We start from the raw sequence: 12,241 nt of genomic DNA, 5'->3' as shown, positions 1-12,241 counted from the left end.
GCAAGGACTGACAATCCACGCCTTAAAACTCTTCCCACTCATTCGCACCTGCAGACGCTGCGGCATTTAAGGGCTTGGGCGCCAAAGGTGCAATGTCCCGCTTGGCTTTGGGTGCGGCGATGGTGCGTTTGGCAGCCGGTGGCTGCTGGGGCGCGGGACGCTGGTAGCTCGCCGCCGTGCGCCTGGACGGAGTCTCGTCATGTTGCTGGCGGTCATCGAGCTGGAACACGCTGACCACCTGGCTCAAGCCGGCCGCCTGCTCCTGCAGCGACTGCGCGGCTGCGGCTGCTTCTTCGACCAATGCCGCGTTTTGCTGCGTCACCTGGTCCATCTGCGTGATCGCCTGGTTGATCTGCTCTATGCCCTGCGTCTGCTCCTGGCTGGCCGCCGTGATCTCGGCCATGATGTCCGTCACGCGTTTGACGCTGTCCACGATCTCGTCCATCGTCCGGCCCGCTTCGGCCACCTGCTTGCTGCCTTCCTCGACCTTGTCCACCGAGTCGCCAATCAGGGTCTTGATCTCCTTGGCTGCAGCAGCCGAGCGCTGGGCCAGGTTTCTGACCTCGGCCGCCACCACGGCAAAGCCCCTGCCCTGCTCGCCCGCCCGGGCCGCCTCGACAGCCGCATTCAGGGCCAGGATGTTGGTCTGAAAGGCGATGCCGTCGATCACGCCGATGATGTCCACGATCTTGCGCGAAGAGGTGTTGATCGCTCCCATGGTCTGCACCACCTGGGACACGACATGGCCGCCCTTGACGGCGACGCCCGAGGCCGAGGCCGCCAGCTGGTTGGCCTGGCGCGCGTTGTCGGCGTTTTGCTTGACGGTGCTCGTCAGCTCCTCCATTGAGGCGGCGGTTTCTTCGAGCGAGCTGGCCTGCTGCTCGGTGCGGCTGGACAGGTCCAGGTTGCCGGCGGCGATCTGGCTGGAGGCCGTCGCGATGGTGTCGGTGCCCTGCCTTACGTCGCTCACCACATGGGCCAGGCTGTCGCGCATGGACTCTACGGCTCGGGTAATCACCCCCATTTCATCGCGACGATTCGACACCAGTCGCTGGGACAGGTTGCCCTGGCCAATGGCCTCCACCTGCTGGCTTAAAAGCCCTAACGGCCGCAATGCACGGCGAATGGCGATGCTCAGGGCAATCGCCATGATCACTGCAGCCAGCACCAGAACACCCCCCAGCCAGGTCATTTGACGATACAGGTCTGCCAGCGCCTCGGCAGCCGGAACTTCAGCGACCACCAGCCAACCCGTCGATTCACTCTTGGCTACAGAAGCGTAAAACGGTCCGACACGCAAGGGGTCAAGGACTGCCGGCGCGTTATCGATCCAGCGGTTGTCGTCGCTCTGCAGACGCGTGACCCATTCAGCGGACTGGATCGGGAGGACCTGGGAAAGTTTCTTGCCCGCAGCCGTTGGATGAAAAACCAGAGAGGCCTCAGCGGGCGCGCCGTTTGGATTGACGATATAGAGGCCCCCCGTGCTGAAAACCTTGGTCTGGCTCACCGCAGCGCTTAAAGTTGCCTCTTGAGCCGATATGTCCAGGCCGATGTAGAGCACCGCCACAATTTGATCAGCCGAATCGCGCACTGGCACGTACACGGTCATGAAGGGACGCCCGAACAGCATGGCGCGTCCAACAAACTTCTTCCCGCTACGCAGCACGGCGTAAGCAGCACTTTTACGGTCAAGCAGGGTTCCCACGGCGCGTTCGCCATTCTCCTTTTTTACCGAGGTCGCAATTCGGCGAAAATCTTCGCCTTGCACCACAAACACGGTGGCATTACCGCCGGGAAAAGTACTGGCAAAACCATCCACTTCGGTGGTGTTGTCGTTGATCATCACGCCGTAATTTGACAATGACCCTTGCGCCGCGTCATCAAGCGTCAGAACCACTCCAAACTGACGTCTAAATACACCAAACGCGTTTTCCGCTGTCAAGCGCATGGACTGGTCGAATACATCCACGGACCGGGCGATGCTTTCCGCCTTGGCTGTTGCGTATTGAGAGGCGCTGCGCTGTTGCTGCGAGGACACCATTGCGTAAAAGAAGACAAGGATCAGAACAGTGGCCAAAAATATGGCAACGGCTGCCCGGACAGTCAGGGTCCGCGCCAAGGAGACGAACGCTGGAGCTGCAGTTTTTTCACGCATAAGAAACCTCTTTTGATAATCCAGCCAAGCCTCTTGCGGTCACGTGGTGGACCGGCTCTGTGCCTTGTGCCTCATCGAGACTGAACAGGCTGACCACCTGGCTCAAGCTGGCCGCCTGTTCCTGCAGCGAATGCGCTGCCGCGGCTGCTTCTTCGACCAATGCGGCGTTTTGCTGCGTCACCTGGTCCATCTGCGTGATCGCCTGGTTGATCTGCTCTATGCCCTGCGTCTGCTCATGGCTGGCCGCCGCAATCTCGGCCATGATGTCGGTCACGCGTTTGACGCTGTCCACAATTTCTTCCATCGTCCGGCCGGCATCGGCCACCTGACGGCTGCCCTCCTCAACTTTTTCCACCGAGTCGCCAATCAGCGTCTTGATCTCTTTAGCCGCCGCCGCGCTTCGTTGCGCCAGGCTCCTGACTTCAGCGGCCACTACCGCAAAGCCCCGGCCCTGCTCACCCGCTCTGGCCGCCTCGACCGCCGCATTCAGGGCCAGGATGTTGGTCTGAAATGCGATGCCGTCGATCACGCCGATGATGTCCACGATCTTTCGCGAGGAAGTGTTGATGGCCCCCATCGTGCCGACCACCTGCGCCACCACCACGCCGCCGCGCACGGCCACGCTCGACGCCGAGGCCGCCAGCTGGTTGGCCTGACGCGCGTTGTCGGCGTTTTGCTTGACGGTGGAAGTGAGTTCTTCCATTGAGGCGGCAGTCTCTTCCAGTGACGACGCCTGCTGCTCGGTGCGGCTGGACAGGTCCTGGTTGCCGGCGGCAATCTGGCCGGACGCCGTGGCTATCGTGTCAGTGCCCTGGCGGACCTGGCTGACGATACCGATCAGGCTGGACTGCATGGCCGAGAGAGAAGTCAGCAGTTGGGCGACTTCATCTTTTCCCTTGACCAAGATGGACTGCGTCAGGTCCCCTTGTGCAACCGCATTGGAAGCGGCCATGGCTTGGGCTAGTGAACGCGTGATGCCTCGGATCAGGAACAGGCCAAAAACCAAGGCAAACACAACCCCAGCCACGATAGCACTGATAGCCACATTGCGAATAGTTTGATACTGCGAAATGGCGCCATCGTATTGAGCTTTAGCGCCCTCAAGCTGCAGCTTGATCAGCGCGTTCAAAGCCGCCTTAACGGGAATATAAAGCGGGCCGACCTTTTCGTTCATGATCTGTTTGGCATCTTCCAGGTCATTCGCGCGCAGTGCGTCTGCGGCAGGCTTGACGCCTTCGCGCACAAATTTGGCGCGCGCATCGGAAAATTTTCCGGCGATTTCTCGCTCCTCTGGTATCAAATAACTTGCCATATAGGCCTCCCATATTTTGCCGATGACCAAGATATTGGCGTCGATCTGGGCGGTTTTTTTAGCAATGTCCTCGGGTGTGGGTGTGATGTAGCTGGACGCAAGAAACACCTGGTTTGCCAGAGAAAGGCTGTCGATCTCACCAAGCTGGCTGATCGGCACCGTGCGTTCTGCATACACTGTTTTCAGCGCGTCGTTGGACTGGTTGATGCCAAACAGGCCAATGCTGCCAATACCAATCAGCAAGATCGACAAAATGCCTATCAGTATCATCAGTCGGGTGGATATTTTGAAAGAGTTCATAGTAGTTTTGGTTGATGCGGTAGAAGCCTGCGCTTTGGTTATTGCCGAGGGTCCAAAAGCGTTGGGGTAAATTTTGTTACTTTTCTGTGATAACTATCGCGTTGACAGCACCGGCGCAGCAAGGGCCTTTTTTTCGCTTCGCGGCTTCCTAGGCGTAAGGTAGCGGTCCGCCGCACCGACCAGAGAATGCTTAGCTTGGCTGTCCAGCCGGAAGACGCTGACCACCTGGCTCAAGCCGGCCGCCTGCTCCTGCAGCGACTGCGCGGCTGCGGCTGCTTCCTCGACCAATGCCGCGTTTTGCTGCGTCACCTGGTCCATCTGCGTGATCGCCTGGTTGATCTGCTCTATGCCCTGCGTCTGCTCCTGGCTGGCCGCCGTGATCTCGGCCATGATGTCCGTCACGCGTTTGACGCTGTCCACGATCTCGTCCATCGTCCGGCCCGCTTCGGCCACCTGCTTGCTGCCTTCCTCGACCTTGTCCACCGAGTCGCCAATCAGGGTCTTGATCTCCTTGGCTGCAGCAGCGCTGCGCTGGGCCAGGTTTCTGACCTCGGCCGCCACCACGGCAAAGCCCCGCCCCTGCTCGCCCGCCCGGGCCGCCTCGACGGCCGCATTCAGGGCCAGGATGTTGGTCTGAAAGGCGATGCCGTCGATCACGCCGATGATGTCCACGATCTTCCTGGACGAGGTGTTGATGGCGCCCATGGTGTCCACCACCTGCGAGACCACCGCGCCGCCGCGCACGGCCACGCTCGACGCTGACACGGCCAGCTGGTTGGCCTGACGCGCGTTGTCGGCGTTTTGCTTGACGGTGCTCGTCAGCTCCTCCATTGAGGCGGCGGTTTCTTCGAGCGAGCTTGCCTGCTCTTCCGTGCGGCTGGACAGGTCCAGGTTGCCGGCGGCGATCTGGCTGGAGGCCGTCGCGATGGTGTCGGTGCCGATACGGACCTGGCCGACGATGCCCGTCAGGCTGGTATTCATGTCCTTCAAGGCCTGGAGCAACTGCCCAGTCTCGTCTTGGGTCCTCACTTCGATGTCGCTGGTCAGGTCGCCGGCGGCCACTTTCTGGGCCACCAGCACGGCCTGCTTCAAGGGGTTTGTGATCGAGCGGGTAATCCAGAAGGCAAAAGCGCTTCCCAGCAGCACAGCGAGCAGGCCCAGACCGATCATCAGAGTGCTTGTCGAGGCGACGCGCTGCTCGACATCAGCGCCGCTGACTTCGACTATCTTTCTCTGCAGCGCAACGATGCGAGTCACGTTGTCTTGCACTGCATCGAGCGCTGGCAGAGTCTCGTTGTTCAGGACCTGGATGGCCTCTGCCTTGTTGAATTGGGCCAGCATCTTGATGGACTTGTCCATGGACTGGAGATAACGAGCGCGTTTTTCCTTGAAGTCGGCGAGCAGAGACTTTCCCTCGTCCGTGGTCATCAGCGTTTCAAGGACTTGCACAGCATCATTGATGGTTTTTGCGTTGCTCTTGATCCGTTCATTGATCGTGTTGGTCTGCGCTGCATCCTGCGCAAAGAACAGCTCCATGGTGCGGCGCGCATTTGCGCGGATGGTGGCGTTGATGGTGTTGGCAGCCTCGGCCTTGACCCAGTCTTTCTTGACCATGTCAGCGTTGCTGTCGCCAATGCTGTTCAGGTTTGACAGCACAACCACGATCAGGGACGCCATCATCAGCAGCACCAGCGCAAAGCCCGAACTCAGCCGGGTGCCAATTTTCAGATTTCCGATATTCATTTTCTTCTTCGTTGATTCAGTTCTTTTTCGGTTTCTACACGGGAAAGTCAGGCCACCATTTTTTCAATCAAGCCCATCTCATCGCTGGACATGAGTTTTTCGAGATCGACCAGAATCACCATGCGATCGTCCAACGTTCCCAGACCGATCAGGTAGGCGGTATCGAGCACCGAACCCATCGCTGGCGCTGGCTTGATCTGCCCGGGCGTCAAGGTGATCACGTCCGAAACGCTGTCCACCACCATGCCCATGACCCGGCTGCCGATGTTGAGAATGATCACCACCGTGAACTGGTCATACGATGGCGTTCCCAGATTGAACTTGATGCGCATGTCGACGATGGGAACAATGATGCCGCGCAGGTTCACCACACCCTTGATGTGCACGGGTGCATTGGCAATGCGCGTGACCGTGTCATAGCCGCGCAATTCCTGCACTTTCTGGATGTCGATGCCGTACTCTTCCTGGCCCAGCGTGAAGGACAAAAACTCCAGCGCCTTGGGCGCCGCAGCACTGCGAGGCTCTGCAGCGGCGTTAAGAGACGGGGGATGGCTGGTGGTTGCGTGCATGAAAATTCCTTGAGCTGAGGGTGGTGAGGCGCCTGGCCAGGCACGCGCAAGTTTTGGGAACCGAAAAGCTGTGCTGGCAGTGGATAGCTGTCTTTGTTTATCGGCTGAATAATCGAAAAATGAAGGCCAGCCCGTCTTCCCAGCCGTTCATTGCGCTTTTATTTGCGCTTTTATTTGCGTTTTTTTGCCCCTGTTTTGTATGACACTAACTAGACCATCTGTTCCATGAGGCGAACCAGCTTTACGCCGTACTGCGGATCGGTGGCGTAGCCTGCACGTTGCAGCCCATGCGCAGCTTCGGCCGGATCCTTCGTGGCCAGCACGTCGGCGTAACGTGGGTTGCTGGTCAGGAAGCGGGCATAGTCGGTAAACGATTCTTCATAGGAGCTGTACGCACGAAATTTGGCCTGGATTTTCTGGGCCACGCCGTTGACGTATTCGGTCGTGGTGGTTTCAACCACCGGGCCTTTCCAGCTTTTGTCGGCCTTGATGCCAAACACGTTGTAGCTCGTCCGGCCGTCGTCGGCGCGAATCTCGCGTTTCCCCCAGCCTGATTCCAGCGCGGCCTGCGCCATGATGAGTTGCGCCGGTACGCCGCTGGCCTGGCTGGCCCGCTGCGCAGCGGGCAGCATGCGTGAAACGAATTGCTCGACATGCGCTTGCGGCAGGACGCTGCGGCTCATCGTGGCCTGAGCGGTGGCGGTCTCGTAAAACGAAAGGTCTGGCGCGCGCTTGAGCGGCGGCATCGGCTGGGCAAAACGCTGTGAATCCGTGGCCAGCGGCATGCCCAGCGGCTGGGCTCCGGGCATCTCACCCCTTGGGCCGTCGGCTGGCGCCAGTTGGACGGCATCGCTGCCCAAGGCGCGGTTGAGCTGCGCGAACATGGCCTCGGCAAGGCCCAGCCCCCGGCCTGAAAGGTGCTGCGACAGTTGCTGGTCCAGCATCGAGGTGTAGGTCTTTTCCTGCGAGCTGCTGAACAGCCCGTCTGCGGGCGTCGCTTCGCGCATGCTTTTGAGCATCATCTGCATGAACATCACTTCAAACTGTTTTGAAGCCTGCTTCATGCCTTCCTGCGGCGAGGTGCGGACAGTACGCCGCAAGGCGTCAACCCCCTGCACGTCCAGCGACAGGCGCTGATCCAGCACACCCGGGCCGGAAGCATTTGGGCCATTGAGGCTGGAAAGTCCGGCACTGGTCATGAAAGCACCTTAAATAATTTCAAGCTCGGCGCGCAAGGCGCCCGCCGCTTTCATGGCCTGCAGAATCGACACTAGGTCCTGCGGGTTGGCGCCCAGTGTGTTGAGTCCCCTGATGACATCTGCCAGCGAAGCCCCGCCGCGCACGACCTGCAGCGCGCCGCCGGCCTGACTGATCTCGATCTGCGACTTTTGCGTCGCAATGGTGGCACCGCCTGACAGCAGGTTGGGCTGGCTGATGACGGGTTCAGTATTGATTACCACCGATAAATTACCGTGTGCCACGGCGCAATCGTTAAGCCTGACGTTTTGGTTCATCACCACCGAGCCGGTTCGGGCGTTGATGACAACTTTGGCGACGGCTTGGGCCGGCGCTACGTCAAGATTCTGGATGCGCGCCAGGAAACCGACGCGCTCTTCGGGTCGGGCGGGCGCCGTGACCTGGATCACCCGGGCGTCCAGCGCGGTGGCAGTACCGGGGCCAAAACTGCGGTTGATCGCTTCCATGGCCGTTTGCGCAGTGCCAAAATCGCTGGTGTGAAGTTCCAGCATCAGGGTGCCGTCGCCGCCGAGCGGAGACTCGACGGCGCGCTCGACGATCGCGCCGGCCGGAATCCGGCCAGAACTGAGCTGGTTGATCTTGACCGAGCTGCCGCCGGCTGAAGCGCCGGCCCCGCCAATCACCATATTGCCCTGGGCCAGGGCATACACCTGGCCATCAGCGCCTTTCAAGGGCGTCATCAGCAAGGTGCCGCCGCGCAGGCTTTTGGCATTGCCCAATGACGATACGGTAATGTCGATGTTCTGTCCGGGCCGCACGAAAGGCGGCAGGGTTGCCGTTACCATCACGGCCGCCACATTTTTCAGCTGCATGTTGGTGCCGGCCGGCACCGTCACGCCAAGCTGGCCCAGCATGTTGTTCAGGCTTTGGGTGGTGAATGGCGTCTGCATGGTCTGGTCGCCGCTGCCATCGAGGCCCACCATCAAGCCATAGCCAATCAGCGGGTTGTCGCGCACGCCCTGAATGCTGGCCAGGTCCTTCAGCCGCTCCGCCTGTGAAGGCAGGGCGATCAGGAGACTGGCAAGAAAACACAGTTTCATGGCGACTGCCAAGACCGGCTTGCTGGTGAGAACGTCACGCGAAATAGTTTGATGCATGGTCAGAAAGGCAGCACGTTGAGGAAGGCACGCTGCAGCCAGCCCATGGTCTGCGCTTCGTCGATATACCCTTTGGCGCTGTATTCAATCCGGGCGTCTGCCACCTGGGTGGAAGGCACGGTGTTGCTGGCGCTGACGGTGCGCGGATTCACCACGCCGGAAAACCGGATGAACTCGGTGCCCTGGTTGATCAGCATCTGCTTTTCACCGCTGACCAGCAGGTTGCCGTTTACCAGGACATCCACCACCGTGACGGTGATGACGCCGTTGAAGGTGTTTCTGGAATTGGCACCGCCCTTGGCACTCATGGTGTTCTTGCCGCTGGCCTCTGCGTCCAGGTCGCTTGAAATCAATCCCCCGATCAGCTTTGGAATCAGACCGAGCACAGAACTGGCACTGCCGCTGCGGCTGGCGTCTGCAGCGGAGTTCTTGCTGGCATTGATGTTTTCACTCACCACAATGGTCAGGATGTCACCGATATAACGGGGCCGCCGGTCTTCGAACAGGGCCTGCGTGCCAAAGCCTGTGCGGTAGATCGACCCATTCGCTGGTCCTGCGGGGCGAACCTGGAGGTCGGCACGGGCGCTCATGGGCTGCTGCACCAGCGGCTCGCGCGGTATTTGGGCGCAGCCGCCCAATAGCAGGCTGACCGCCATTGCCCACCCCATAAGCCGGCAGTTTGCGAACAAGTGGTACATCACAGCTGCGACAGCCGTGCCAGCATTTCGTCTGAAGTCTTGACGACCTTGCTGTTGATTTCATAGGCGCGCTGCGTCTGGATCATGTTGACGAGTTCTTCCACGACGTTGACGTTGGATGATTCGACATAGCCCTGGTTGAGCGTTCCCGCGCCATTCTGGCCGGGGGATGTCTGGTTCGCGCCGCCGGAAGCGTCGGTTTCAACGTACAGGTTTTCACCATTGCTTTGCAGACCGGCGGAATTGAGAAAAGTCGCCAACTGGATCTGGCCGACCTGCACGCTGGCCGCGCTGCCCGCCTGAACCACCGACACCGTGCCATCGCGGCCTATGGTCATGCTGGTGATGTTTTGCGGCAGCGTGATGGCTGGCTGCACCGGGTAACCACTGGCGGTCACAAGCTGGCCATTCTGGTCGGTCTGAAAGGAACCATCCCGGGTGTAGGCGGCTGTGCCATCGGGCATCAGCACCTGGAAAAAACCGTTGCCGTTGATCAGCACATCTTTCGGGTTTTCGGTTTTGGTCGAATTGCCTTGCGTATGAATGCGCTCGGTGGCCACCACGCGCACACCAGTGCCCAGTTGCAGGCCCGAAGGCATGCGGGTCTGGTCTGACGTCTGGCCGCCGCTCTGGCGAAGGTTCTGGTACATCAGGTCTTCGAACACGGCGCGGCTGCGCTTGAAGCCCGTGGTGCCGACGTTGGCCAGGTTGTTGGCGACCACATCGAGCTGGGTCTGCTGGGCATCAAGACCGGTCTTGGCAATGGAGAGAGAACGAATCATGGGAGAAATCCTGCGAGTTGGCCGAGGCCTGGTTCATGTCAGAAAAAGAAATCGAGCGCAAACTAGCTGCTGGACAGCAGCTTGTTGGCCTGCTGATCGTTGCTTTCAGCCGTCTGCAGCGTCTTCATCTGCATTTCAAAGCGGCGCGCGTTGGCAATCATCTCCACCATGACTTCGACCGGATTGACGTTGCTGCCTTCCAGCGCGCCAGTCAGCAGCCGCACGGCAGGATCGGCCTGGGCGGGGGCTGCGCCGGCTTGCATCCGGAAAAGCCCGTCGTCGCCGCGCACCAGGTCGCCAGCGGGTGGATTGACGAGTTTCAGGCGCCCTACTTCAGCCGCGCCAGTCAGCGGGTCGCCTGGGCCGATGGCGCTGACGACGCCTTCGCTGGTTACGACCAAGGCCGACCCGGGCGGCACCACCAGCGGCCCGGCTTCGCCTGCGATGGGCCGGGAATCCATGGTCATCAACTGGCCCTGGGCGCCAACCTGCAAGTTGCCGACGCGGGTGTAGGCTTCGCTGCCGTCTGGCATCTGCACTGTCAGCCAGCCCTCGCCGCGCACGGCCACATCCAGCGCTCGGCCGGTCTGGGTCATGGGACCGCTGCGCATGTCGGCACCAGGCGTCGAAGCCACCACCATGGCGCGCGTGGCGGCTTCCTGGCCGACCACCGGCACAGCCCGAAAGCTGTTGATCTGGGCACGGAAACCGGGCGTCGAGACATTCGCCATGTTGTTGGCGACCGACGCCTGCTGCTCCATCGCCTGCTTGGCACCGCTCATGCCGACGTAGATCATCCGGTCCATACTTTTGTCCTGGGTTCGCTGGTTTTGTTGATGCCACGGCCTGCTGTGTCAGCGGGCCACAAGCGCATTAGCGTATGTTCATCAGGGTCTGTACCACCTGATCCTGGGTCTTGACGGTCTGGGCATTGGCCTGGTACGTGCGCTGGGCAATGATCAGATTGACCAGCTCGGAGGTCAGGTCGACGTTGGACGCTTCCAGCGACCCCGAAGCCAACGCGCCCAGCTTGGTGCCAGCGCCAGGGTTGCCGGTCAGTGCCTGGCCCGATGCAGCGGTTTCAGTCCAGACGTTGTCGCCCTTCGATTGCAGGCCCGCCGGGTTCACAAACGAGGACAGCACAATCTGCCCCAGCGTTTTGACCTGTTCATTGGAATACTTTCCGGTCACGGTGCCGTCCTTGCCAATGGAAAACCCGGCCAGGGTGCCCGAGGCATATCCATCCTGATCAAGCTGTTTGACATCGCTTGCACTTCCGTACTGAGTGGTGCCGGTGACCGCAAAGGCCAGCGTCATGGGCGCGGAGCCGTTGGCGAAGTTGATGCCCTCCAGCGCCATTTTTCCATCTGCCGGCGAGAGCAGCGTGCCGCTCGTATCAAAAGTCAGCTGGCCCATCTTGATGCCAACGGTCTCGAGTGCAGCCAGCGCATAAGCCGCTGTGGTCCTGGCGGTCGCCGCATCCTTGGCGTCATTGGCAGCCGTCTCCTTTTCGGCTGTGGTGGCGGCAGGCAGGGCAGCAGCAGCAGCACTGACAGCAGCTTTGTCGTTAGCCGCCGTTGCCGCGGCAGACGCTGCACCAGAAGCCGCAGTGGCCGCAGCTGTCGATGCCGCCAGCGTTGCCGCTGGTCCCTTGACCGCAACGCCGTCAGCGGTTGCAAACAAAGCCCATGGACTCGAAGTGCTGGGCGCGATGGGGTTGGTCTTGACAAAGAAAGTCGCCAGTTCGTGGGGGTTTCCCAGCGAGTCATAGACCTTGACCGAATTGGAGTAGTTATAGGTCGCTGCATTGTTGGCGTCAAAAGCCACCGTGGGAATGGCGCCACGCGCGTCCAGATTGAACTGGGCTGCTATGTCCCCGGTAGCTTTCGGAAGCATGGCGGTGCTCGGCAATCGCAGCGCCTCCAGCCCTACGCCCATGGCGCCTGCGGCATCCACCTGATGGCCCGTCAACTGCAAGCCAGCTGCATTGACAATGAAGCCGTCCCTGTCCTTGTTGAATTGCCCGTTGCGTGAATACGCAATCTCGCCGCCCGGACTCGTCATCCGGAAAAATCCGTCGCCTTCGACAATCGCCACATCCAGCGACCGTGCACTGGTTTGCACCGCGCCGGCGTTGAAATTCTGCGACACGCTGGCCACTTTGGCGCCCAAACCTATCTGCGAGCCCGTGAAGACATCGGAAAACTGCACACTCCCGGACTTGAAACCCATCGTGCCTGCATTGGCAATGTTGTTGCCGATGACATCGAGATTGCTGGCAGAAGCGTTCAGGCCGCTCAGTCCTTGTGAAAAACTCATGGTATTTAC

General features: G+C 60.4%; 10 protein-coding genes. All 10 read right to left on the bottom strand.

The genetic code is table 11. The features are described 5' to 3' along the window. Nucleotides 1-22: 22 nt before the first annotated feature. The 10 genes from IWX87_RS01065 to IWX87_RS01020 all read right to left on the bottom strand — a co-directional run bounded on the left by IWX87_RS01065 (nt 23) and on the right by IWX87_RS01020 (nt 12,232). Nucleotides 23-2,155, bottom strand: a complete 2,133-nt coding sequence (locus tag IWX87_RS01065) for a methyl-accepting chemotaxis protein (protein ID WP_231374282.1) — start codon at nt 2,153-2,155, stop codon at nt 23-25. Further along, a complete protein-coding gene (locus tag IWX87_RS19930) occupies nt 2,148-3,767 on the bottom strand; it encodes a methyl-accepting chemotaxis protein (protein WP_196861645.1) in 1,620 nt (539 codons plus the stop codon). The genes IWX87_RS01065 and IWX87_RS19930 overlap by 8 nt, the downstream gene beginning before the upstream one ends. Nucleotides 3,768-3,860: 93 nt before the next feature. Then, nucleotides 3,861-5,510 carry a methyl-accepting chemotaxis protein gene (locus IWX87_RS01055; protein WP_196861644.1) on the bottom strand — a complete coding sequence of 550 codons (1,650 nt, stop codon included), beginning with the start codon at nt 5,508-5,510 and terminating at the stop codon, nt 3,861-3,863. A gap of 47 nt (nt 5,511-5,557) precedes the next feature. Next, the gene (locus tag IWX87_RS01050) at nt 5,558-6,079 is read right to left on the bottom strand and encodes a chemotaxis protein CheW (protein WP_196861643.1); all 522 of its coding nucleotides are present in this window, start codon (nt 6,077-6,079) and stop codon (nt 5,558-5,560) included. 209 nt (nt 6,080-6,288) lie between these two features. Then, the gene (gene flgJ, locus IWX87_RS01045; protein ID WP_196861642.1) at nt 6,289-7,278 is read right to left on the bottom strand and encodes a flagellar assembly peptidoglycan hydrolase FlgJ; all 990 of its coding nucleotides are present in this window, start codon (nt 7,276-7,278) and stop codon (nt 6,289-6,291) included. Between the two features lie 9 nt (nt 7,279-7,287). Then, nucleotides 7,288-8,433 carry a flagellar basal body P-ring protein FlgI gene (locus IWX87_RS01040; protein ID WP_370583714.1) on the bottom strand — a complete coding sequence of 382 codons (1,146 nt, stop codon included), beginning with the start codon at nt 8,431-8,433 and terminating at the stop codon, nt 7,288-7,290. Nucleotides 8,434-8,435: 2 nt separating this feature from the next. Beyond that, nucleotides 8,436-9,101 carry a flagellar basal body L-ring protein FlgH gene (locus IWX87_RS01035; protein ID WP_231374281.1) on the bottom strand — a complete coding sequence of 222 codons (666 nt, stop codon included), beginning with the start codon at nt 9,099-9,101 and terminating at the stop codon, nt 8,436-8,438. Nucleotides 9,102-9,130: 29 nt separating this feature from the next. Next, on the bottom strand, nt 9,131-9,913 hold the full coding sequence (gene flgG, locus IWX87_RS01030) for a flagellar basal-body rod protein FlgG (RefSeq protein WP_196861640.1): 783 nt from the start codon (nt 9,911-9,913) through the stop codon (nt 9,131-9,133). Nucleotides 9,914-9,975: 62 nt separating this feature from the next. After that, nucleotides 9,976-10,719, bottom strand: coding sequence for a flagellar basal body rod protein FlgF (locus IWX87_RS01025; RefSeq protein ID WP_196861639.1), 744 nt, complete (start codon nt 10,717-10,719; stop codon nt 9,976-9,978). Nucleotides 10,720-10,786: 67 nt separating this feature from the next. Next, entirely contained in the window at nt 10,787-12,232 is a 1,446-nt protein-coding gene (locus IWX87_RS01020) for a flagellar hook protein FlgE (protein WP_196861638.1), read from the bottom strand. Nucleotides 12,233-12,241 lie beyond the last annotated feature (9 nt).

The organism is Polaromonas sp. CG_9.7 (assembly GCF_015752205.1).
Taxonomy (GTDB): Bacteria; Pseudomonadota; Gammaproteobacteria; order Burkholderiales; family Burkholderiaceae_C; genus Polaromonas.
Note: the sequence above shows the minus strand (reverse complement) of the source record. Positions and strands in the feature narration are given on the sequence as shown.

Excerpts from the sequence above, each read along its gene's own strand:
- IWX87_RS01065 (WP_231374282.1), bottom strand. The coding sequence starts at position 2,155 with ATGCGTGAAAAAACTGCAGCTCCAGCGTTCGTCTCCTTGGCGCGGACC.
- IWX87_RS19930 (WP_196861645.1), bottom strand. The coding sequence starts at position 3,767 with ATGAACTCTTTCAAAATATCCACCCGACTGATGATACTGATAGGCATT.
- IWX87_RS01055 (WP_196861644.1), bottom strand. The coding sequence starts at position 5,510 with ATGAATATCGGAAATCTGAAAATTGGCACCCGGCTGAGTTCGGGCTTT.
- IWX87_RS01050 (WP_196861643.1), bottom strand. The coding sequence starts at position 6,079 with ATGCACGCAACCACCAGCCATCCCCCGTCTCTTAACGCCGCTGCAGAG.
- flgJ (WP_196861642.1), bottom strand. The coding sequence starts at position 7,278 with ATGACCAGTGCCGGACTTTCCAGCCTCAATGGCCCAAATGCTTCCGGC.
- IWX87_RS01040 (WP_370583714.1), bottom strand. The coding sequence starts at position 8,433 with ATGCATCAAACTATTTCGCGTGACGTTCTCACCAGCAAGCCGGTCTTG.
- IWX87_RS01035 (WP_231374281.1), bottom strand. The coding sequence starts at position 9,101 with ATGGGGTGGGCAATGGCGGTCAGCCTGCTATTGGGCGGCTGCGCCCAA.
- flgG (WP_196861640.1), bottom strand. The coding sequence starts at position 9,913 with ATGATTCGTTCTCTCTCCATTGCCAAGACCGGTCTTGATGCCCAGCAG.
- IWX87_RS01025 (WP_196861639.1), bottom strand. The coding sequence starts at position 10,719 with ATGGACCGGATGATCTACGTCGGCATGAGCGGTGCCAAGCAGGCGATG.
- IWX87_RS01020 (WP_196861638.1), bottom strand. The coding sequence starts at position 12,232 with ATGAGTTTTTCACAAGGACTGAGCGGCCTGAACGCTTCTGCCAGCAAT.